Origin of the sequence: Mycobacterium sp. MOTT36Y (assembly GCF_000262165.1) — a bacterium.
GTDB lineage: Bacteria > Actinomycetota > Actinomycetes > Mycobacteriales > Mycobacteriaceae > Mycobacterium > Mycobacterium intracellulare.
The window spans coordinates 2657503-2679941 of record NC_017904.1 but is presented as its reverse complement, the minus strand read 5'-3'; the positions used below and the strand labels follow the sequence as shown (position 1 = coordinate 2679941).

Sequence of the window (22439 nt, the reverse complement as noted above, 5' to 3'; positions counted from 1 at the left end):
TGGACTCGTGGGTTTCGTTGCCTTCAGGATCAAGGGCATGTCCGCGGATCCGTCGTCATCGGCTGCCTTGGCGGCTGCCGGCATCGTGGTGCGTCCGCAGCCAGGCATGGCCGGCAATGACTGCTCGGTGGCAGCGGTGCGCGACGAAATCACCGAACAGTTTGACCGCCTTGCGTTCCTGGGGGAGTTGCGCTGCTCGCATGACCGGGTGGTCGCGGGTTCTCTCGAGGAGTTGGTGTTCACCTACACCGTCGGGGGATCCGGCATTGCCGACAGCGGTTGGCTGAAGCTGTGCTTCCGCTACTACTCGGATTGGGATCTGCAGACAACGTCGCCGGACGCCCGCGACTTCGCGGCCGCCCGCTTGGTGAGTCGGTCCCTGATCGGCGGGGCCTCCGATGACGGTGCCGCGACGGTGCAGCAACTGGTCACGAGATATGACGTCAAAGGCGGGGAGCGGCCATTTCAGAAGTCACTGCTGATCCACGTCGTGGACGGGTACCTGCGTCCCGGTGATGTGATCGAGATCCGCTGCGGCGACCGCCGTTTCGGCGGCCCCGGGACGCGCGTGCAGACTTTCGTGGAGGACGAGTTCGAGGTCCACCTGTTCGTCGACCCGCTGGGCACGTCGCGCATGGCGCACGCTGATGTGCATCGAATTGCGGTCGTACCGGGTGCACCCGAACGAGTCGTCGTGCACGGTCCTCGCATCGTGCGCAGCGAGGCGCCGGCGGTGCACCTGCATGCCCATCTGCAAGACCGTTGGGGCAACACCTGTTCCGACGTTGCCGCGACGATGCATGCGCTCATCGACGGTGTCGTCGTGGACAGCGCCCGTACGCCTGCGAAGGGGTGGTCCAAGGCGTCGCTCCGCGTGCCGCCGGTCGCCGCCCGCATCGACGTTGCCGCCGAGACAAGCACAGCCGTGCTGCAGGGCGGTGAGACCGTGATCGACATCGTCGACGACTTCCCGTCGCCGCGGGCGTACTTCTGCGACCTGCACGTTCATTCCAACGACACCGTCGGCACTCAGGACACCGACTGGAATCTGCACCACGCGCGCGATATCGCCGCGCTCGACGTACTTGGCTATACCGCCAACGACTTTCAGATCACCGACGACACGTGGGACGACGTCGTCGGGGCGTGCAGGCAGATCGCCGAGGACGGCGCATTTGTCTGCTACCCCGGAGTGGAGTGGTGCGGTACCGCCGGCGCCGGCGGCGACCACAACGTCGTCTTCCTTGGTGAGGACACCACGTTGGCTCGCTCGCTGGAATGGCACCAGCGCATGGCAACCACGGCGCCCAGCCCGCAGACCTGGCCGGTCACCCAGTTATACGCCGCCTACGAGAAGGACCCGGAGTCTTACCTCTTGATCCCGCACGTGGGCGGGCGACGAGCGATCCTGGACTGGCACCACCCCGAGCTCGAGCGGCTGATCGAGGTGCATTCGGCCTGGGGGAGTAGCCCATGGTTCTTCGAAGACGCCCTGGCGCGCGGCCTACGGCTGGGGGCGAGCGCCGCCAGCGATGAACACCGCGGACGGCCGGGGGCCGGGGCGCCAGGCGCCAACATCTTCGGCGGCTTCGGCGGGCTCACCGGCGTCCTCGCGCCGGCCCTTTCCGCCGCAGACGTCGGTCGTTCGCTGCGCGCCCGCCGCACCTGGGCCACAACCGGTGCGCGCGCGGTCGCCCTGCTGCGCAGCGGTGAGAACTGGATGGGTGACGAGTTCGCCACTGACGCCGGAGAACTGACCGCCGGTTACGCCTTGTATGGCACGACGGGATGGGATGACGTGACAGTCTACGACAGCGCCGGTTTGCTCTGGCGTCGTGACCTGCACGCCGAAACGGGGCTTTCCCCTAGCCTGGTTCGCATCAGCTGGGGTGGCGCTCGGCACCGTGACCGCTACCGCTGGGCCAGCTGGTCGGGTCGCCTGCGTATCGATGGCACCGCCGTCGAACACGTAACGCCGTGGGCGATCACCCATCCCGAGCAGATCGTCGATGTCGACGGATCGGCCGTGGCTTGGGATACCAAGACTTACGGGGCGGATATCGGCATCGTGATACGGCTCGCCGACCTGAGCCGCGCGCGCTTCGAACTCGACGCGACGGTGCAGGAAGACGGCCTGCACACCGGGGCGAGCCTGTCCGGGGCGGAGCTCGTCGCCGAAGGACATCGTGACATCGCCGTCGGCGGTCTCAATCTGCGCGTCCGCATCGAACGCATCGCCGAACCGAAGGCACTGCCGACCACCGTCACCGGCGCGCTCAACCTGCAGCTGCCCAAGGGCGACAGCGCAATATACGTGCGCGGCAAGCAATTCGATGGGCATCAGGTATGGACAAGCCCGCTGTTCGTGACCCGAACCATGGGGACCCCGTAGTGACCCGACTTCGAACCGGCCTTACGCGCCGCCTCCACATCGACTTGCGCCGCATCACTTGCGCGGCTTGTCCGGCACCCAGGGCCGTCTGACGCGCGCGCACCGCCGCGCCATCAGCACTCACCGCTCCCGCGGTACGGCAGCAACTCTCGTTGTGAGCCGCGGCCAAATCCGCCAGGTTCTGATCCGTTTCGATTTGAGGAAACCATGTCACTGCACCGATTCGGCAGCAAGCTCATCGCGCTGATCGCCGCGTCAGCTACCGTCGCCGTGCTGGCCGGGTGCTCGAGCCAGGGCGCGTCGCCGACCTCCTCCGCCGTATCGCTGCGCCTGGGATATCTGCCGCGCATCACGCACGCCTCGGCACTGGTGGCTCTCCACGACGGCTTCTTCACCAAGCAACTCGGACCCCAAGTCAACTTCACCGCAAAGCCATTCAGTCGAGGGACCGAGGAAGTGACCGCGCTGCTGTCTGGCCAACTCGATGCCGCCTACGTCGGTCCCAATCCCGCCTTCAACGCCTGGCAGAAATCGGGAGGGAAAGCGATCAAGATCATCTCCGGCGCGGCCAGCGGAGGTACCTCGATGGTCGTCAAACCCGACATCAAGACCGCAGCAGACCTCAAAGGGAAGACCGTGGCGGACCCCGCGCTCGGCGGGACCCAGGACGTCAGCCTCCGCGACTGGCTCGCCCGCAACGGGTTGAAAACGAATATCCAAGGAGGCGGCGATGTTTCGGTCAAGCCGACCAGCCCGGAATCGGCGATCGTCCAACAATTCCTTACCAACCAAATCGCCGGCGCCATCGACTCCGCGCCTTTCGATGTGCAGATGATCAAGGCCGGTGGGGTGCGACTGTGGTCGGACCCCAACACCATCACCGTCCTGGTCGTCCGCCAAGAATTTCTTGCGGCCCATCCTGACGCGGTCGCTGGACTGCTGCGCGCCCAGGCCGAGGCGACCGAACGTATCGCCACGGACCGCAGTGGCGCGGCCCAATCTGCAAATGCCGCGCTGGCGAAAGATCTTGGCAAGGGCCTTGAACCGGATGTACTCGCGGCCTCCTTCGAGGAAACCACCTACACCAACGACCCCGGAATGGCCTCACTGCGCGACCAGGTCACCAAGGCCGTGGACATAGGGTTGCTGAAGCCACTCGATATCAGCGGCCTGTACGAGCCGGGACCGCTCAACAAAGTGCTCGCCGAGCCGGCAAGCCACAGGTGACCCGTGATCCACTACGTTCAGTCTGATCACCTCACCGGGCCGCCACCCGAAGCGAGCGCCCAAACGTCACGGGCCGTGCGGCTCACCGACGTGACCAAGCAGTACGGCCGGGGCCGATCGGCCGTCACAGCCCTCGATCGCATCACCTTGACAGTCAACTCCGGTGAATTCGTCTGCGTTGTCGGGGCATCCGGCTGCGGCAAGAGCTCACTGCTGTCGCTGATCGCCGGGATGGACCAACCGTCCGCCGGCGAGGTCAGCACCGATGGGCAACGGGTGGCCTTGATGTTTCAGGAACCGGCGCTGTTCCCATGGCTGACGTCGGCCGCCAACGTCGAGTTGGCCTTGCGGGCGCGCTCGGTGCCGCGCCGGCAACGCCGCCAGCGGACGACTGACTTGTTGCAAACGGTTGGCTTGGCTGACTTCGCCGACAAGCGTCCTCATCAACTGTCCGGTGGCATGCAGCAGCGCGTCGCATTGGCGCGTGCGCTCGCTCAAGACGCCGACGTCTTGCTGATGGACGAGCCGTTCGGGGCGCTGGATGCCCTGACACGTGATCGCCTGCACGAAGAGCTCGAGCGCATCGTCGACGAACGCAGACTGACCGTCGTGTTCGTTACGCACAACGTTCACGAGGCAGTGCGACTCGCCGACCGTGTCGTATTGCTCAGCCCGCGGCCCGGTCGCATCGTCGAAGAGATCGCGGTCCCGGTGGCGCGCCACCACAGAGCCAACAACCCGGGCGTTGCCGAATTGGCCTCCCGCATCTCGACCCAGCTACGGAACGAGGGAAACCGTGGCGGTGCTTGATAGCGATCTCTCTACCAAGAGTCACCGGCCTGCGTCGACGCCCCAAGCGCCGCACCCGAACCGAGTGCGGATCAGGTCGGCGCTGGCGGCGATGCGGGCGAAAGTCTTTGCCGTCGCGATGGTTCTGCTGATCTGGCAGCTTATGTACCTCAGCGGGTGGAAGCCGTCATTCGTGCTGCCCGGCCCAAAAACCGTCGCAGCCAACCTCTGGCAGCGCCTGCATGAGGCCGTGCTGTGGGACGCGATCGGGATCACGATGTGCCGGGCGCTGGCCGGTTTCGCGCTGGCATTGCTCATCGGGTCGGTCGTCGGCGCAGTGATCGCGCAAAACCGGCTGCTGCGCATGGCCTTCGGGCCGGTGATCACCGGTCTGCAGACCATGCCGGCCATCGCCTGGTTTCCCTTCGCCATCATATTCTTCGGCCTGCACACGTCGGCGATCCTGTTCGTCGTCGTCATCGGCGCCGCACCGTCGGTGGCCACCGGGGTGCTCGCCGGAGCCGGACAAATCCCGCCACTGCAGCTGCGGGTCGCAAATAATTTGGGATTGCATGGGTTTGGGCTCTACCGGCATGTGGTTCTGCCCGCCTCGCTACCGATGTTCGTCGCCGGTCTGCGCCAGGGATGGGCGTTCGCCTGGCGTAGCTTGATGGCCGGCGAATTGGTGGTGCTGATCAGCGACACCGCGTCGATCGGGGTGCTGTTGGAAAACGCTCAGAACCTCAGCGATATGCCGTCGGCGATTGCCATCATGATCGTAATCCTTTTGATCGGCATTGCCATCGACGCCGTCTTCGACGTGGCCGATCAGCGTATCCGCCGATATTGGGGACTGATCGAAACCAATTCTGAATGACTCGACCATCCAATCGGACAAGGAGACCCATGCCGGAGGACCACCACGATCATCGCCTGCCGGACAATTCATTTCGTCTTTGGGCATTCGGTGATGCGCACGTCGGGACAGACAAGCGCTACGGCAGACAGAGCCTGGCCGAGGCGATAACGCATTCGGAGTCCGGCGGATCCGAAGGTGGCCCACCGTTCGAGTGGGATATCGCCATCGACGTCGGCGACATGTCCGGGGCCCATCACCATCTTCCCGACGACGCCGAGGGATCCGAGCTTCGCCGCCAGTTCGGGAGCCTGCGTCGCCACCGACGCGAGGCCATCTACAGCGTCTGCGGCAATCACGACCGCAGCGGCCTACACCAGCCCGAGGCATGGTGGTGGCAGAAGTGGGTGGATCCCCTCGGACAGCACACCGAATTCTCCGGAGTCGACGCCGCCGCGCGACCTTATCCAGTCGAGGGCGCGTGGGACCACTATTCCTTCCGGGTGGGCAACCTCTTGTTCCTCATGCTCAGCGACCGCAACGAACCCACCCAGACCGTGGGGCGGGGCCCGCTCGGCGGCAACCCGGGCGGCGTCGTCAGCGGCGAGGCGTTCCGCTGGTGGAAACACATGGTGCTGACCAACCCCGATTCGATCATCATCGTCGTCCACCATTACGTCCTCAAGGACACCACCGTGGCCTCCGGGGAGTGGGAAGGCGTTCGCAGAGGGCCGGACGGGCAGCTGCTGGAGCACTATCATCGCCCGTTCGAACTCGGAACCCCACACGCGGCGTCCTACCTGTACTGGGTGGACAGCAAACCAGACTCCGGGGCGTTCGAAGACTTCCTCACCGAACATTCCGGCCGGGTTCACTTGTGGGTCGCCGGGCACACCCACACCCACCCCGACGACAACTATGGCGGCAAAACCCATATCGAACAACGCTGGGGCACATGGTTTCTCAACGTCGCATCACTGAGCCGCCACCATATGCCCATCACCACACTTCCGATCAGCAGGCTGCTCACCTTCACGCCCGGCAGCGCCGAGGTGCGTGTCCAGTGCTACCTGCACACCAGCCAATACGCACCGCAAGGCTGGTATTCCAAGGCCGAACGGAGCCTCACGCTCAACAAGGCGTTCGTAGCACCGGCGAACCATTCGCTTGAGCGGACAGGCGCATCACACTCCGCCGTCGTTAGGTGACGCGCACCTGAAGTGAGTAATCAGTGAGTCTCGGTGAGCTACCACCGGAAATCAATTCCGGCCGACTGTATTCAGGTCCCGGCTCGGCCTCGATGAGCCTGGCGGCCGAGGCGTGGGATGAAACGGCGGCGCAGCTATACGACACCGCGGAGAGCTATCGCTCGGTGGCGTCGATGCTATTCCAGGCACGGCAGCACCCGGCGTCGATCGCGGTCGCAGCGGCGGTGGTGTCCTTTACCGCATGGCTCAACGCCGTCGCCGCGCGGGCGCGGCAGGCCGCGCGCCAAGCGAGAGCGTCCGTCGACGCATTCGAGTCCGCGTTAGGGGCGGTGGTGTCGCCGTCGGTGATCGACGCCAACCGCACGCTGCGGACGGCGCTCGTGACGGCGAACGGCCTGGCCCAAAACGGCCCCGCAATCGCCGACACGGACGCTGGCTACGAACGGATCTGGGCACAGGACGTCGACGCCATGTACGCCTATGCCGCAGCCTCTGCGGCCGCGTCAACTCTGACACCATTCGACACGCCGCCGACCGTGGGATCGGGCCAGCACGACCCCGCGATCGCCGAAACCGCGTGGAGCCTGATCGCGGCTCCGCAAGTGGTATCGGCCGGCGGCCACGTGATGCCCGTGATTCCCCGAGCGCTGCGGGCGCTGTCCCGTTCGCCGATAACGACATTCGACGCATGCCTGTCCACGGCGACATCACCTCTGTCAAAACTGGGTTCACTATCCGCTCCCACCGACTTCGCGATAAACCGTCTGAGTTCGCTTAACAAGACAGCGTCACTGAGAAGGGCCGCAGCGTTGCTGCAACACCCGGGTCAGGTCGGTGGCGCTACGGCCGCGGCAACGGCGCGGTTAGGTCGCGCGTCCTCGATCGGGGCACTGTCGGTGCCCCAATCATGGGCGAAAGCCGCGATGCCCCGCGGCATTGAGTTCGAGACATCGGATAGCGACTATGTCCTGATCGACCCGTCCAACCTCCTGTGGTGAGCGGGCATCCGGCGCCACAATACCGCTGTGTCTCAGGACTATTCACACTGTCGCGCTACAGATGTTGGGCAGCAAAATCCGCGCCCTGGTCGACCATGCCGTTCGCCGCGTACAGGGTATGCGCGATCCCGGGCGGTCCAGGAGGGGCGCCATTGCAAACCGTGTCGTCGGGGGCGCACAACTGAATGGTCTTGCCTGCGTACAGCGGACCGATCGTAATGGGTGGCGCGCCGGCGCCGCGCAGGAATTCATTGGAGGGTGTTCCGAACAGGACCACCGCGGCCACGTGATCAGCGACCGCCCGCGGCAGCGGCTGCGGCACATAGGACACGAACTCCTGTGGCACTTCCTTGGGTATGGCAGGGGAGGTCACAAAGCCGGCCACGGCGGCGCCTTGGGAATACCCGCCGAGCACCATTTTGGTTCTGGGGCAGTTCGACGCCGTGGATTCGATGTGGCCGCCGGCGTCCTTGATCCCGTCCACAAAGGTTCGGGCGAAGGCGATGCCTCCGTTGAAGTCGCCGCTCGCCTCGTAGTTCACCGGAGAGACGCCCACGGACTTGCCGCCGACTCGTGAGCTGAGCGCGTCGACGAACGCCTGCCCGACCCCGCCGACCCCGGGTGGTTCGCCGGTGCCGCGAGCAAAGACCACGTCGACGTCGGGACACGGTTCGGCGGAGGCCGCCGGGACGGGCGCGCTCAACAGCGCCGCGGAGGCTGTTACTACCGCAGTAGCGAGATAGCGAATGGATCGTAGCGAGCTCATGCATGCGAATGCCCAGACGCGATTGACCCGAAACCGGCAATTATTCAGCGGCAGCGAACTGAGGTCCTGCCACTGAGGGTGAGGCGCAACCAGGCCGGCGCGCCGCATCACGACGAACGCGCTGCGCGCCTGGCGCAGTGTCGAGCCCTGACTCTCGTCAGCGTCCGTCAAACGTCAGGCGCGATCTCAACGGGATGTTCGCTCAACGGCTCAATCACAATTCCCACGTTTTTCATCACCTCAATTGAGCGGTTGGTCTCCAGCACGCCTTTAATGTCTCCCTCAAGTATCATGTACGCGGCGCGGTTCATTCGTTCATAGAACTCGTTCATCGTCTCCACGCTGCGAAAAACCGGGACGAACCACGCACCGTCGCGTTCAAGCAAAAATGGCTTTTGTTTGCCGTCCTTCGTGTCGCCAAAAGGAGTGGAGTAGTAGACCTTAGCCTCGGGAGCAGCTTTTTCGGCCGGCTTCTTCTTTTTGAATGGCCACACGATTTTCTCCCTTCGGCCAGACGCCGTTGCTTCTGGCAACCGCCGCCGCGGCAAGCGCGGCGATGGTGGTCATCTGGCAGACCGTTCGAGGCGCAGCACGGCGATGTCATCGGTAAACCCACCGAGCGGCTGGGCAAGCTTTTGGGCACTGTCGATGAGCGTGTCGACGAATTGTATGCCGGGCAAGTGTGCTAGGGAACGGGCCAGAGCGAGCAGACCATCCTCGTCCAGGGGTTGGCTGTCGTTGCTTGAAAACCCTTGGAAGAGTCCGTCGGTCACCAACACCAGGCCCTGATCATCCGGCAGTTCCAGCTCGTGTTGTGGCCAGTCGTCGGCGCGCAGTCCCAGCGCCGGGCCGGCCGGAGGCATGATCCATTCCACCGTGCCGTCGCCGTGTAACAACATCCCGGGATGCCCGGCACGGATCGTTTTGAGACGCGGGCCGTCGGGGGAGATTTGCAGGGTGAGCGCCGTGGCGCAGATCCCCGATCCGCTTCGTTCTGAACGCAGCACTCGCTCGAGGTGGTGCATCCTCGCCACGTCGTGCACGCCGGCGAGGGTGAGCGCACGAAACGCGATCCGCAATGCCGCACCTAGTGGCGCCTCATGGGGACCGTCCTCAGCGACCTCACCGATCAGCACATGCACGGTGCGGTCGGGCGTTTGGACGACGTCGTAGAAATCTCCGCATAGCAGCGCGTGCTCACGGCTGGGCCGGTACCGGGCGACGACGTCGACGCCCGGGTTGTCCAGTAGCAGCGGGGAGGCCGATAGGCCCCGTTCGAGTATTGCGTTCTCGCGGGCCCGCAGCTGGGTGGCATCCAGGTCGACGGCCATCAGCTCGGCGCGCTTGCGTTCGATCGCATACAGCAGCGCACGGCGCAACACGTCGGGTTGGACGCGGCCCTTGACCAAGAAGTCCTGGGCACCGGCCGCCACCGCCGAAGCTCCGAAATCTTCATCGTTCAGCCCCGTCAGCACGACAATCGGTACGGTGGCATCACGTTTGGTGATGCGCTCGAGAGCGTCCATTCCGCTGGCGTCCGGCAGATGCAGGTCCAGCAGCACGCAGTCGGGCCGCGCCGAGGCCAACACCTGCTCCGCGTGTGCCATCGACCGCGCCCACACCAGCCGTATGCCGCTGACGGCATCATCGATCAGATCTTCGACGAGTAGCGCATCGGCGCGGTCGTCCTCGATCAGCAGCACGGACAAGGACCGCGCGGCGGGCGTGATGGGAGCACGCAACGGAATCAATTCCCGATCACTTGTGAAGGCCCAGGTCGACTCGGGTTGTTCTAGAGACCTGTAATGCGTTGCGTGCAGGTCGACCACGTTCAGATCTCGCCCGCGGCGCCGCGGGTGTGGCGTTGCACCATTGCGGCGGCGACGTCGACGAGCTTGATGTTGGCCTCTTGGGAGACGCGGCGCAGCGTGTCGAAGGCCTCGGCTTCGGTGAGGTCGTTGAGCGCCATGAGCATGCCGATGGCTTTTCCGATCTCGCGGTTGCTGGCAAGGCCGCGTTGCAATGTCGCGGCATCTTCGCCTTGAGCCACGGCGTTGGCGGCGACGCCGGCGAAAGCCGCCAAAAGGATTGCGCGTTCGACGGCCACCATGTCGAACGCATTGCGGCTGTCGGAGAACAGGTTTAGGGCGCCGATTTTGTGGGGGCCGACGAGCAGGCGAAAGCCCATGATTCCGTGCACCGGTGTTTCGGTGAGGACCCGGGCGGCCAGAGCGGGCCACTGACTGCCGGCGCGGAGATCGGGATCGATTTGGGGGGTTTCCTCCGAGATGGCATCCAGGCAAGGGCCTTCGCCGAGCGCTTGCTCGAGCTTGTCGATCTTGCGGGCGACGCTGTCGCTGGCTGCCGCCGTCGTGGCGATGTGCTTGTCGCGCAACATGACGCTGGCATGGTCGCAGCCGGGAACCATGAGTGTGGCTGCGATGCAGATCGCAGCATAGATCTCTGCGGGCGTTGAGCCTTGGTAGACGATGTCGGCTAAGCCGGTGAATACCGCGGTGGGCTCGGCACGCGAACGCGATGCCGCCACATCGGGGCTTTCGTTACCGTATGGCATCCTCAACCCGCCTCGTCATAGCCTCACGCCACCAAAGGTGCGCCGGTGCGCCAGGTTTCGACCTGGCCGGCCCTTGGCTCCCGCCGGCCCGCAACGTCGCTGTGACGAAATCCTGCCCACTGCTGGCGCGGGCGCCTGTCGCAGTCCGCGCGCTGCCGAACTCCGTTGTAAAACCACGTGACCGCGGTGCCCCTACGTTCATCCCGCCGATCCTGCGTAGGTGACCTGCCCGGCGGAGGGCCCTGTCGCTTGCGTTGCGTGGTGCGGCGGTGCCGGCTGCAACTCCACATTCGTCAGTTGAAGCACGCCGACCAGCCTGGTGGGGATTCGTTGGCCGGTTCGCAGGATCACGGTGCGGCCGTTGGTGCGCGCGTAGTGATCGAGGGTGTAAAGCTGCTGGTGACTGATGAACTCTAGGCCCTGCGCGTCGATGACGATCAGCGGGTCATCGTCGAGCAGCGGCCAAATGCGTTGCAATGCGGTGGTGTAGAGCCCGTCGCTGTGTAAATCGATATTGCCCGTCAGCGCGAACGCTGCTTGCGGTGCAGGGTGCAGCTGGAAACGGGGCGCACGCTCACTGAGATCGGGGTGAAGACAGATGAGTTCGTCCGCGGCGCCCGCCAGCTGATGGGTGTCGTAGGCGCACAGCGCGGAAAAGGGCAGCCCTGTCATCGTGCGGGAGAGGAGGAACTCAAATTGCGACAGGCCGGCTCGTTGGTCGGGGCGGCGGGCCAGTGGCGTAGCGTCGACGACCACGCGAAAGCCGTTGTAACCATTTTGGATTGCGCGATCGAGGGCCGCCACACTGATGGCTACTGCGGTATGGGGGTCCACAATGTCGGTGCCGTCCAAGACGGCGTAGAACTTCGATGCCGGTGTCACGCCGACACCGCCGGCCGTAAGCCGGTCGGCGATGCCGGGCAGCGCCGTCAATTCCGCCCACAATTGCTCGCGGCTACCGTGCCCGACGAATTCAATCCAGTAATTGTGAGCGAGTCCCTCGGCGATGTACTGCGCAGCACGGGCGTGGAAGTCGGTGCGGTCCTGGAACTTCCAGCCGAGATGCTCGAAAGCCGGGGTCACCTCTGCTGCTGTGGGCTCCATGGAATCAAGCGTCGAGCACGTCGGCGGTGGCTGCGTGCAGAGCCAATCCTCATTCCGCGCCATCAGCCGGTGGGGTTTCCAGACCAGTCACCCGGCGCGGGTGGTGGGTTAACAGGCGCCGGCCCGGGAATCGGGGGGTTCCCGGCATCTTGATTAAGCCGCCCGGCGGCGAAATTTGCGCCCTGGTCAATCATGCTGCTGTTGTCCGCATAGGTGTTGTGCGCGGCGAAATTGAGGCCATCAGAGCACACCGGGTCCTCGGGAACGCACACCTTGATGGTCTTGGCCGCATACGTCGGTCCGATGACCACCGGCGGCTGACCCAGGAAGTTCATGGCCCGCACATTGGGCATTCCGAACAGCACCACCGCGGCGACGTGATCGGCCACTTCAGGTGCTAATGGTTTCGGTACCGTTGCGGGATCAACGCCCTCGGGCACCGCATCCGAGGTGACAAAGCCCATCACGGCCGCGCCCTGCGAATAGCCGCCGAGCACCATCTTGGTCCTGGGGCATCCGTTGGCCGTGGAAACCACATGCGCGCCAGCGTCTTTGATGCCCTCGAGGCCGGTGTCCCACTGGTCGCTGGCGGGGTAGTTAACCGGGTACACGTCGAACGAGCCGGCGCGCACCCGCGAGCGCACAGCGTCAACGAACGCCTGTCCCGTCGGGCCCACGCCCGGTGGCTCACCGGTGCCGCGTGCGAACACCACCTCGACATCGGGACATCCCCGGGCGACGGCGAGGGGAACCGCGGCGGACGGGAGCACCGATGCCAGCGCAATACCTACAAATCCAACGACCAAATGCACGCGCACGTTTCGTATTCCTCGTCGTTTCGGGCCTGACCGGAACCGCAGTGCACCGTTCGGCCGCAACGGACCAGAGTCGCATTGCTGGTGGCTGACGAGCACGCCGCGTCGTTTACAGCGTAAACAGCAGGGCTTACGTTGTAAACAGGTGGGCGCGATTGTTGGGTTGTCGGCGGCGACAGCCCTATTAGCGACGAGCCATCAGAAGTTCGATGCGATCGAGCAACGACTCGAGTCCCTCTTCGAACTCTGCGGTGCTGTGATCCTCGGACAACATCGGTTGTAACCGCTGCAGGCACGGGTAGCCCGTGAGATGCCGACGCGGTGGTTCGCCGTCGAGAATGGCCTCGTCCGGATGTAGCTCGGCGCCGTGGGCGTGCACTTCCAGAAGCAACTGGCCCAGCAGGAACGTGGTGTAGGCGCGGTAGGCGGCCACCGCCGCATCGTCGTCGAAGCCGTAGGAGAAGAGCGTCTCGAGGAAGGTTTCCATCCAGCGCAGGCTGCGCAGCGGCGGGCGGACCCATGGCGCTTCGGGCGCATGCGTGGCCAACAGCGGGAATATCTGCGGGTGTTCAAGGGCGATTTGGCGTACCCCATGCGCCAGGCGGACCAAGTAGTCCTGCCAGCCGTCCTCTTGACGACGCGCGGCAAGTTGTTCGGCGTGGAGGCGATCAACGATGCGGTCAATGATGCCGGTGAGCAGGTCACCGCGACTGTGAACGTGGCGGTACAGCGCCATCGCCTCCACGCCGCAGGCCGCCCCCAGCCGACGCATGGTCAGCTGCGGCAGACCGTCGCGGTCAACGAGCGCGATGGCGGTATCCAAAACCACTTCGCGGGTCAACCGCGCGCCCCGGGGAGCATCGTCTCCATCAGCCGATGTCACCACCTGCTGGTCAGCATCGGCTATGTCACGCTGTGTGCGGTCGCGGCCATCACCGTTCACCGAATCGCCTCCTACGTTGGATCGGTGACGTGTCATCGAAGATTCGGCCTATACAAGTGGTGTTTGTCGACCAGATGCGGCGAGATGATCACCTCGGTAATTCTTTGTATCGCCGACTCTACAGCTGCTACCGATCGCAATAGGGGCGATTGCGGGCATCTCAGTAGATAAGGAAGCCGACCCGACAGCGATCCCTGACTGGCGCGCTCGGCCCCGATAAGCGTCGAAGTCCGCGACCGCGGCAGCAACATCACGTCGACGCCTCTCAACGCCCGGTCGGCGCCGCTCCCGTCTATACGAGACCTGACGATTGCTCCGCGGTTCCGGCTGCGGTAACGGCCCCTGGTTCCCTCCAGACCTTTGGTGCCACAGACGGATTCGTGCCACTAGCCATCAACGGCGATGCACGCCAGGCGCGCTAAAATCCTTCTTAGCCGCTACGGCGGTCGCATCCCAGCGATAGAGTTTTTCTCGTGCGAGTGGACCGCGAGCGTGTCTTCGCCGCTGTCGCGAACGAGCGGCGCCGGATCGCGACACTGGTCGAAGGGTTGGACGACACCCAGCTGGCAACGCCAAGCCTGTGTGCCGGCTGGGACGTCAAGACGGTGGCCGCCCATCTCGCCTGCTCGGTCGCTGATGGACTCCCGCCGGCCATGACGATGGCTCTGCGCCGCGGCAGCCTGAACCGCGCGATTGATGAGCTCGCGCGTCGTCGTGCGCAGCGGCCGGCCGCAGAAATCGTTGCCACCCTGCGTCAGTGCGCCGATCACCCTTTGAGCCCGCCGGTGATCGGGCCGGTGGCTCCGTTCACCGATATCTTGATCCACGGCGGCGACATCAGCATTCCGCTCGGGCTCCCGTTTGATCCCGATCCCGAAAGCGTCGGGCTTGCGCTGGATTTCCTGACTGGGCCATGGCCCGTTGGCTTCGTGCGGCTGGGCCGACTGCGGGGCATCTCGTTGCACGGCACCGACATTGATCGATCCTGGCGTAAGGGAGCCGAAATCCGGGGCCGCGCGTCCGCTTTGATGATGGCCGTCAGCGGCCGCAGCGCGCTGCTGGACAAACTCGATGGGCCCGGACTGCCTGTACTGCGCCAACGGCTGCTGTCCGCTTGACGATGGGTGCATTGGTGCCGGGTAGGGGAGATGTGATCAGTCCGCGACCCATCGCTCCAGAGCGGCCAGCGATGCGACCAGGTAATCCTCAGAGAAAATGGGCATTTCACCAACGCGTTCTCGGAAGTGCTGCGGCGTGCCGCTCCAGTCGTAAGTGAGGGTGACGTCCGTGCGGTGGCCGTTGGGGGCGAGTTCGTAACGCCAGAACCACCCGCCGGGCACATGCCCGCCCGCGTCGTCGAGCACGCCCGGCATCCACCCGATGACACGGTTCTCGTCGAACACGTTGACCAGATTGTGCGTGACGTAGTCGCCTCCCGCCCGCGTGAGGTACATGTTCATCGCGAACATCTGTCCCGCGCCGGTGAGCGGCGCAGTGTCGACCGGGTCGCGGACCCAGTCGGTGGGCTCGGTGTCCTGGTGGCGCGCTGGGTCGACGAGGACAGCGAAAATCTCGGCCGGGGTCGCGGCGATGGTGCGGGTGACGACGTATCGTTCATCGCTGGCGCTCATGCGTTGTCCTCGTTTGTCCCTGGGCCGTAGGCGGCTGCGATAGCGGGGGAGTCGAGCCATCCGGAGTATGTGGGTCGCGAGGGCCAGCCTTCGGGTGAATCGAGCCATTCCTCCTGGCGGCCCCATGGCAGGACGTCGATCAACGCGAAGGTGTGACTGAGTTGTTCGGTGCCCCGCCCGTTCGTATGCCACGTGCGGTACACGGTGCCGCCGTCGCGTAGGAACACGTTGACGCCGAAACCGCCGCCGGGTGGCGCATCCATGTCGGCGGCGAAGGGGCTCTGCGATGACGAATACCAATCCATGCGATTGCCGACCTTGCGCTTGTAGGCGAGTGCTTCCTCGATCGGTCCGTTGGTGACAACGACGAACCGGGCGTCATAGCGGTCGAGGAACTCCAGCCGGGTGAACTGTGACGTAAAGCCGGTGCACCCGCTGCACTGCCACTCCGCGCCGTCCGACCACATGTGGTGGTAGACGATGAGCTGGGCGCGACCGTCGAACACGTCGACCAGGCGGATGGGCCCGTCGGCACCGATCAGAATGTAGTCGGGCAACTCGACCATCGGCAGTCGGCGGCGCTGCGCGGCGATCGCATCCAGCTCGCGGGTGGCGGCCTTCTCACGTTTGCGCAGTTTGTCGAGTTCGGCGCGCCAGGTTCGGTGATCGACCACAGGCGGCAAGGCCGCGGTTTCGGGGGGCATGGCATCTACCTTCGCTCTCGATTTGTTCGTCTGGAAGGACTGACTGCCGGAGCGCCCGGGATTCATCGGTAGGGATGGGCGGCCCGTCGATGCCGCCGCTAGCGATGTCACATGTTGCCGCCCCGTCCCGTCTAGCGAATGAGGAACAGACAAGCCAATTGTGGGAGAGGCGGCATGATGAAGCGCTTGAGTGGCATTGCGCGGGCATACCTGATCGCGGTGACGGCCTTTGTCGGGACGGTCACCACCGGCATCGGGATCTGGTGTGTGCTCGATCCGCCCTCATTCGCCCGTGCCGTCGGGTTTGGCGAGCACCAGCACTTTCTGCACGACGTGGGCGCGTTCCAGATAGGCCTGGGAATCACGCTGCTGCTCGCCCTGATCTGGGCGGACGCTCTGGCTGTCGCCCTCGCGGGGTTCATTGTGGCCAACACCGTGCATACCGTGAACCACGTGATGGACCTTGACCTGGGAGGTTCGCCCGCCCAAGCGTGGGCGCTCGGTGCGGTATCGGTGGCCCTGGTCGCGGCGTTCGTGCTGCGGCTACATCAACTGGGCTACGTACTGGGCAGCGTTCCCATGGCCACCAGCCAGACGTTGGCGCCATTGGTGCGCCAGAAGACGATCCGGCTGATCACCTTTCGCAAGGACGGCACCCCCGGCTCGAGCCCCGTCAGCATCGTCGTGGACGGCGATCGCGCCTACTTCCGGAGTTTCGAGCAAGCGGTCAAGATCCGCCGGATCCGGCGTAACCCAACCGTCGAATTCGGGCCGTCCACGGGGTCGGGCAAGCCGACGGGACCCGTGCAACCTGGCGTCGTGCGCTTGCTCGACGGAGATGAGTATCGGCAGGTGGGGCGCCTGCTGCGGCAGAAGTATCCCTTCCTGCACGGCGTCCTGGTCCCGTCGGCGCATCGCTTGATGCGGTCCAAGTTCGGTCGCACGGTCCACGCGGAGCTGACCCCGTCGTCTCGATTCGAGTAGCCCAACGTCGCGCTTCCAGGTTCAGCAACGCCACTCGTCAACGTGCCACCGCGGTCGAGATATCGGGCGAGGTTTCTCAGCGATTCTGATCCGCGCGCACCGGTGGCAGGCTTGCACGGGTGAGCGATGTCGTGCGGGATTTCGAGTCTCAGCGGCCGCGTCTGTTCGGGTTGGCATACCGGCTGTTGGGGTCGGCGAGCGAGGCGGAAGACGCCGTGCAGGACGCGTACCTGCGCCTGCACCGCGCTGATGCGGAGGCCATCGAATCGCTGCCGGCCTGGCTCACCACGGCCGTCACGAACCTGTGCCTCACCCGGCTCACGTCGGCCCGCGCCCGCCGGGAGGTCTACCCCGGCCCGTGGCTTCCCGAACCCGTTCTCACCGACGACCGGACGCTCGGGCCGCTCGAGACCGCCGAACAGCGCGAGTCGGTATCGATCGCGCTGCTGAGCCTGATGGAGCGACTCGGGCCCACCGAGCGTGCGGCGTTCGTGCTCCGAGAAGCGTTCGCCTACAGCCATTTCGAGATCGCCGAGATCCTGGAAACCTCGGAAGCCAATGCCCGCCAGCTGTACCGGCGGGCGCGCCAGCGGCTGGGTGAGCCCCGGCGGCGCTTCCAACCGGACCGGGCGCAGTGGCGGCGCCTCGTCGAACGGTTCTTTACCGCCGCCCGAGCCGGCGACGTGGACGGACTCGTCGAAATCTTGACCGACACCGTGACGTCGACGGCCGATGGCGGCGGCAAGGTGGCGGCCGCCCGGCGCGTCGTCTCGGGCCGCGATCGGACGGCCCGCTATGTGGCGCGCGTGTTCGGCAGGAACCTGGCGCAGGCGGGTCCGCGTCTCGACGTCGCCGAGATCAACGGCGAGCCCGCGATGCTGGCGTTCGACGGCGACACGCTGGCCGGCGTCCTGTGCTTCGACATCGCCGGGGACCAGATAGCGGCGCTGCGGGTCTTGGCCAATCCGGACAAATTGCGCTTTCTTGCCAAGCAGTTGTCACATCCGGTGGCGCCATCCGGTTCATAAGACGTGACGAACTGTGTACTCGTAACCGGCGGCACCGGAACTGTAGGCCGCGTCGTCGTCGACCAGCTGACGGCCGCGGGCAAGGACGTCCGGGTCCTGAGCCGCGGACGGCGCCCGAACCAACGCGCGGACGTCGAACATGTCGTGGGGGACGTGCAGACCGGTGCTGGGCTCGATGCTGCGCTGGACGGCGTCGACACGATCGTGCACTGCGTCTATCCCACCGAGAACCTGGTCGCGGCTGCCAAACGGGCGGGTTCAGCGCATCTGCTGTACGTCTCCATCGTCGGGATCGATCGCGTTCCCTTCGCCTTCTACCGCAGAATGCTCGCCAACGAACGCACGATCGCCGAGTCGGGCGTGCCATGGACGGTGCTGCGGGCGACGCAGTTTCACGACCTGATCGCTTTCGTATTGCGCGTGCTCGCGAAACCGCCGGTCATGGCGCTGCCGTCAGGCCTGAAATTCCAACCGGTCGACGTGCGCGACGTGGGCGAACGGTTGGCGGGTTTGGCCCTCGGCGAGCCGATCGGGCGCGCACCAGATTTCGGGGGTCCACAGGCGCGTACGCTCGACGATCTCGCCCGCAGCTACCTGGCGATTGCCGGTAGGCGTCGTCCCATGGTCCCGATCCGATTGCCCGGCAAGGTATTTGGTGGGATTCGTGGCGGCGGGCTGCTGACCCCCGAGCACACCGCCGGCACGATCACGTTCGAGCAATACCTCGAAGAACAGCAAGCCGCCGGCCGGCTGCCGTACCGCGACGCCATCCGCGCTTACTTGAGGCGACGATGACCAGCCCCGTGCTGCGCGGCGGACTGTGGTTTTTGGCATTCGTGGAAGTCGCGGTCGGGCTCGTCGCGACGCTGGCTCCTCGGGCCTTTTACGACTATGTCCCGTGGGTCGATCGCATCCCGCCCTACTCCGAACACCTCATGCGCGATTACGGCGCGATGAACCTCGCGCTGGCACTCGTCGTCGTCGCCGCCGCGATGACGATGGAACGACGCTTGGTCCGGGTCGCACTGGGCGCCTACCTGCTGTTCGCAGTCCCGCACTTGGTCTTCCACGTCACACACCTCGAGAACGTCACGACGACGGCCGCGGTTGCGCAGACCACAACCCTCGCGATCGCCACGCTGCCGACCGGGTTGCTGATCCTCACCCGAGGGCGCGACTAAGGGGAGTCCGGGGACGGATCAAGGCTAGATTTCATGACGGTTTCGGTTGGGCAAAGGTACTGCGGCTTACCCGCGATGCGAGGCCCGATGTCGCCTCTGCGGCTTTAGTGTTGCTGGTATGGCGGGAGTGGACAATTGCGTGAAGCGCTGGCGCACAGCGCTTCACGCGGCCGTGGCGGCCTTGATGGTTGTCATACTCGGACTCGCCATCACGCCGGCAGCTCACGCGGCCGCTGCCACGGCAACGTTATCGGTGTCCCATTCGTGGCAGAGCGGTTTCATCGCCCACTTCACCGTCACCAACTCGAGCATGGCGCCGCTGAACGATTGGAAACTCGAATTCGACTTGCCGGCGGGCGAATCCGTCTTGCACGCGTGGAACAGCACCGTCACGCAGACTGGCACGCACCATGTGCTCACTCCCGCGAATTGGAATCGCGTCATTGCGCCCGGTAGTTCGGCCACAGGTGGTTTCAGGGGCGTGCTGAGCGGTACCTACTCACCACCGGTGAATTGCGTGCTCAACGGGCAATATCCTTGCACTTAGCGCCGACGGTGCACTGAGCCTGTGCCGCTCCGGGGCCCACCGGCCCAAGCCGGGCGCCGATGCGCTTCTTGCCGTGCAGCGGCGAGTTCGTTGCCTCCGAGCGCAGCGCAACGCACTACGTAGCCAAAAACTTCGGAGGTAGAGAATGCCACCAACGAAGGGATCGTGGGATCCCGCCACCAGCGTAGGAACCACGGCGACGATGGCGGCCGCGGCGCGGGCCATAGCGACCGCCAATGGTGACATCAACGATCCCTTCGCCGAGCCGTTGGTCCGCGCGGTCGGCGTGACCTTTCTGACCCGCTGGGCTACCGGTGAGCTGTCCGCGTCGGATGTCGACGTGGAGGGCAGCCCGTGGGGCCTGGCACAGATGCCCGCGTCGATCGCGGCGCGCACACGGTACTTCGACGAATTCTTTGCGGATGCCGCCGCGGCTGGCATCCGCCAGGCCGTCATCCTCGCCTCGGGCCTGGATACCCGCGCGTATCGGTTGGGGTGGCCCGGAGGGATGACGGTGTTCGAGATCGATCAACCGGCCGTCATCGAGTTCAAGACAACGACGCTGACCAGTCTTGGCGCCGAACCCAAAGCCGACGTGCGCCCCGTCGCGACCGACCTGCGCCAGGATTGGCCGACGGCGCTGAACGCGGCGGGCTTCGAGCCCAACAGAGCTTCGGCGTGGATCGCCGAGGGGCTGTTTGGCTACCTGGCACCCGGGGCCCAGGACCAGCTGCTCGACACCGTCACCGCGCTCAGCGCGCCAGGAAGTCGACTCGGCACCGAGGCCGTCCCGAATACGGCCGACATGGACCCCGACGCGGCCCACGAACGCATGCAGGCGGCGACCGCCAAGTGGCGCCGGCACGGCTTTGAACCCGACTTCACCGTGATCGAGTTCGAGGGCGAGCGCCACGACGTCGGCGCGTACCTCGACGCGCGCGGCTGGACATCGGTCGCAACTCCAATGGGTCGACTGCTCGCGGACCACGAGTTGGGGCCGATCCCACAGACCGACGACAATCGACAAACGATGAACGGTGTCACCTACTACACGTCGACGCTGGGCACAGGGCGGGCTATAAGTGGAATCCTGGGAGGATGACCAAGCGCATCCTCAACGTCGTCTCCAACGTCGCCCATTACGACGACCCCGCCGAGCCGACCGGGCTGTGGCTCTCCGAGTTGACGCACGCCTATGACGTCTTCGCCGAAGCGGGTTACGAACAGACGATCGTCAGCCCGAAAGGCGGCGCTTCACCGCTGGAGCCGCGCTCGTTGAAGTTCCCCAGTTTCGGCAAGAGCGCCAAGGCCTGGAAGGCCGACGATACGAAGATGGCGCTGCTGGCCCGCACCGCCGCACCCGATGAGATCGACTCGACGGCCTATGACGCGATTTACTTCACCGGCGGCCACGCGGTCATGTATGACTTCCCGGATAGCGAAGGCCTGCAACGCATCACGCGCGAGATCTTCGAGCACGGGGGAGTCGTGTCCTCGGTCTGCCACGGCTACTGCGGCCTGCTCAACACCAAGCTGTCGGACGGATCGCTCTTGGTTGCCGGGCGCAAGCTCACCGGGTTCGCCTGGTCGGAGGAGGTCCTGGCCCGGGTCAACAAGCTGGTGCCTTATAACGCCGAAGCGGAAATCAAGAAGCGCGGCGCCCGCTACGTTAAGGGTCTGATTCCCTTCGCCTCGCACGTCGTTGTCGATGGGCGGCTGGTCACAGGCCAGAATCCGGGATCGGCCAAGGCTACCGCCAAGAAGATCGTCTCGGTGCTGGGCAGCTGACAAAGCTGCGGTGATCCTCCGTTAGGTGCCCTGGCTCGCCGTCGATGACCGCGGGTAAGTTCGTTCGGAGCCACGACGACCGCGACCGCCTGCCTCAGGAAGACGCGAGAGGAAGCTCATGAGAACGATCGCATACCGCCACGCGGCAGTCGCCGGCCTGGCCGCCGTCGCACTGATTGCTGTGGGCTGCGGCAATGGCAAGAGCGTCGACGCGTCGGCACCGCCTCACGCAGGGGTGAACGCCACCACCACGTCTAAGACTCCAGCGCCGCCCGCGGAGGTGAAGCTCATCGGTGAGGGCAACGTCGAGGTGATCCTGACCGGCCCGATCGCCGCCAAGTACTCGTCGGCAACCCAGGATCAGAAGCAGGCCCTCGGCAAACCGCTGACGGGTGACCGCAACGCGGGAAAACGGGAGAGCGGCTTGGTATTTCAGCAGTTCCAGGGCGGCGTGATCACCGCCAGGAACGACGCGGTCGGTACACCCGCGTTTATCACCACGGGCAAGATCCGGGAGGCATGGAATGTTCCGCGCGACCCGAACGGCGCGCCCGCGATCACCGGCAATAACGGGTCGGCGGGACCGCTGGGCTTTCCGACCAGCGACGTGAACACCGTTGGCGATCTGCTTGTATCGAACTTCGAGCACGGCAAAATCGAGTACAACCCGAAGACCGGCCAGGTCGAAGTGACGGTAAACGGCAACGTCGTACCATCCGGGCTGTAGCCCGCGGCCCCAACTCCCAGTCACGGGTCGTCGTCTGGCGCCAACAGACGAATGTTGATCTGAAACACCCCCTGCTGAGGAATTGTCAATTCCTGTGGATGGGTGATCTGTTTCCCGCTTCCCCGACATTGCGTTGTGGCGGTGATCGCGTCGGCGGGAGGCGTTGATCAGGAAAC

24 protein-coding genes are annotated in these 22439 nt (G+C 65.1%); 15 read left to right on the top strand and 9 right to left on the bottom strand.

All coding sequences use genetic code 11. The annotated features are described in order from the left end of the window. Window positions 1-37: 37 nt before the first annotated feature. The 6 genes from W7S_RS12280 to W7S_RS12255 all read left to right on the top strand — a co-directional run bounded on the left by W7S_RS12280 (window position 38) and on the right by W7S_RS12255 (window position 7470). Entirely contained in the window at window positions 38-2392 is a 2355-nt protein-coding gene (locus W7S_RS12280) for a hypothetical protein (protein WP_014711591.1), read from the top strand. A gap of 207 nt (window positions 2393-2599) precedes the next feature. Further along, window positions 2600-3619 carry an ABC transporter substrate-binding protein gene (locus W7S_RS12275; protein WP_014711590.1) on the top strand — a complete coding sequence of 340 codons (1020 nt, stop codon included), beginning with the start codon at window positions 2600-2602 and terminating at the stop codon, window positions 3617-3619. Window positions 3620-3694: 75 nt separating this feature from the next. Then, window positions 3695-4429 carry an ABC transporter ATP-binding protein gene (locus W7S_RS12270; protein ID WP_014711589.1) on the top strand — a complete coding sequence of 245 codons (735 nt, stop codon included), beginning with the start codon at window positions 3695-3697 and terminating at the stop codon, window positions 4427-4429. Window positions 4430-4493: 64 nt separating this feature from the next. Beyond that, the gene (locus tag W7S_RS12265; protein WP_014711588.1) at window positions 4494-5285 is read left to right on the top strand and encodes an ABC transporter permease; all 792 of its coding nucleotides are present in this window, start codon (window positions 4494-4496) and stop codon (window positions 5283-5285) included. Window positions 5286-5314: 29 nt separating this feature from the next. Then, window positions 5315-6472 (top strand): metallophosphoesterase, encoded by a 1158-nt coding sequence (locus tag W7S_RS12260; RefSeq protein WP_014711587.1) that lies wholly within the window; start codon window positions 5315-5317, stop codon window positions 6470-6472. Window positions 6473-6495: 23 nt separating this feature from the next. Then, entirely contained in the window at window positions 6496-7470 is a 975-nt protein-coding gene (locus W7S_RS12255) for a PPE family protein (RefSeq protein ID WP_041297831.1), read from the top strand. Between the two features lie 55 nt (window positions 7471-7525). Here the strand turns inward: W7S_RS12255 and W7S_RS12250 are convergent, their stop codons facing one another. The 7 genes from W7S_RS12250 to W7S_RS12220 all read right to left on the bottom strand — a co-directional run bounded on the left by W7S_RS12250 (window position 7526) and on the right by W7S_RS12220 (window position 13673). After that, the gene (locus tag W7S_RS12250) at window positions 7526-8236 is read right to left on the bottom strand and encodes a cutinase family protein (RefSeq protein ID WP_014941907.1); all 711 of its coding nucleotides are present in this window, start codon (window positions 8234-8236) and stop codon (window positions 7526-7528) included. Between the two features lie 167 nt (window positions 8237-8403). Next, complete coding sequence (locus W7S_RS12245; RefSeq protein WP_014711584.1) at window positions 8404-8730, bottom strand: hypothetical protein; 327 nt, start codon at window positions 8728-8730, stop codon at window positions 8404-8406. Between the two features lie 69 nt (window positions 8731-8799). Then, a complete protein-coding gene (locus tag W7S_RS12240; protein ID WP_041298225.1) occupies window positions 8800-9945 on the bottom strand; it encodes a PP2C family protein-serine/threonine phosphatase in 1146 nt (381 codons plus the stop codon). Window positions 9946-10067: 122 nt separating this feature from the next. Next, window positions 10068-10811 (bottom strand): GAF and ANTAR domain-containing protein, encoded by a 744-nt coding sequence (locus W7S_RS12235; protein ID WP_014711582.1) that lies wholly within the window; start codon window positions 10809-10811, stop codon window positions 10068-10070. Window positions 10812-11009: 198 nt separating this feature from the next. Then, window positions 11010-11894, bottom strand: a complete 885-nt coding sequence (locus W7S_RS12230) for an MEDS domain-containing protein (RefSeq protein ID WP_014711581.1) — start codon at window positions 11892-11894, stop codon at window positions 11010-11012. 83 nt (window positions 11895-11977) lie between these two features. After that, window positions 11978-12727, bottom strand: coding sequence for a cutinase family protein (locus W7S_RS12225; protein WP_036455759.1), 750 nt, complete (start codon window positions 12725-12727; stop codon window positions 11978-11980). 187 nt (window positions 12728-12914) lie between these two features. Beyond that, the gene (locus tag W7S_RS12220; protein ID WP_014380107.1) at window positions 12915-13673 is read right to left on the bottom strand and encodes a TetR/AcrR family transcriptional regulator C-terminal domain-containing protein; all 759 of its coding nucleotides are present in this window, start codon (window positions 13671-13673) and stop codon (window positions 12915-12917) included. Window positions 13674-14152: 479 nt separating this feature from the next. On the opposite strand from W7S_RS12220, the gene W7S_RS12215 reads away from it, so the two are divergent. Then, entirely contained in the window at window positions 14153-14791 is a 639-nt protein-coding gene (locus W7S_RS12215) for a maleylpyruvate isomerase family mycothiol-dependent enzyme (protein WP_008256561.1), read from the top strand. Between the two features lie 36 nt (window positions 14792-14827). Here W7S_RS12215 and W7S_RS12210 read toward each other — a convergent pair whose 3' ends face one another. Continuing rightward, on the bottom strand, window positions 14828-15304 hold the full coding sequence (locus tag W7S_RS12210) for an SRPBCC family protein (RefSeq protein WP_008256560.1): 477 nt from the start codon (window positions 15302-15304) through the stop codon (window positions 14828-14830). Further along, a complete protein-coding gene (locus W7S_RS12205) occupies window positions 15301-16008 on the bottom strand; it encodes a DUF899 family protein (protein ID WP_008256559.1) in 708 nt (235 codons plus the stop codon). The genes W7S_RS12210 and W7S_RS12205 overlap by 4 nt, the downstream gene beginning before the upstream one ends. Before the next feature lie 174 nt (window positions 16009-16182). On the opposite strand from W7S_RS12205, the gene W7S_RS12200 reads away from it, so the two are divergent. From W7S_RS12200 to W7S_RS12165, 8 genes are all read left to right on the top strand, one after another. Beyond that, on the top strand, window positions 16183-16992 hold the full coding sequence (locus W7S_RS12200) for a PPOX class F420-dependent oxidoreductase (protein WP_008256558.1): 810 nt from the start codon (window positions 16183-16185) through the stop codon (window positions 16990-16992). A 119-nt stretch (window positions 16993-17111) separates the two neighbouring features. Further along, a complete protein-coding gene (locus tag W7S_RS12195; RefSeq protein WP_008256557.1) occupies window positions 17112-18020 on the top strand; it encodes an RNA polymerase sigma-70 factor in 909 nt (302 codons plus the stop codon). A 3-nt stretch (window positions 18021-18023) separates the two neighbouring features. Continuing rightward, entirely contained in the window at window positions 18024-18815 is a 792-nt protein-coding gene (locus W7S_RS12190) for an SDR family oxidoreductase (RefSeq protein WP_008256555.1), read from the top strand. Next, window positions 18812-19201 carry a hypothetical protein gene (locus W7S_RS12185; RefSeq protein WP_008256554.1) on the top strand — a complete coding sequence of 130 codons (390 nt, stop codon included), beginning with the start codon at window positions 18812-18814 and terminating at the stop codon, window positions 19199-19201. Before W7S_RS12190 ends, W7S_RS12185 begins: the two co-directional genes overlap by 4 nt. Window positions 19202-19319: 118 nt before the next feature. Further along, a complete protein-coding gene (locus W7S_RS26215) occupies window positions 19320-19748 on the top strand; it encodes a cellulose-binding domain-containing protein (RefSeq protein ID WP_080588015.1) in 429 nt (142 codons plus the stop codon). A gap of 145 nt (window positions 19749-19893) precedes the next feature. Then, window positions 19894-20850 carry an SAM-dependent methyltransferase gene (locus tag W7S_RS12175; protein WP_036428858.1) on the top strand — a complete coding sequence of 319 codons (957 nt, stop codon included), beginning with the start codon at window positions 19894-19896 and terminating at the stop codon, window positions 20848-20850. Then, a complete protein-coding gene (locus W7S_RS12170) occupies window positions 20847-21536 on the top strand; it encodes a type 1 glutamine amidotransferase domain-containing protein (RefSeq protein WP_008256548.1) in 690 nt (229 codons plus the stop codon). Before W7S_RS12175 ends, W7S_RS12170 begins: the two co-directional genes overlap by 4 nt. 118 nt (window positions 21537-21654) lie before the next feature. Further along, window positions 21655-22263 carry an LGFP repeat-containing protein gene (locus tag W7S_RS12165; protein WP_008256546.1) on the top strand — a complete coding sequence of 203 codons (609 nt, stop codon included), beginning with the start codon at window positions 21655-21657 and terminating at the stop codon, window positions 22261-22263. Window positions 22264-22439: the final 176 nt, after the last annotated feature.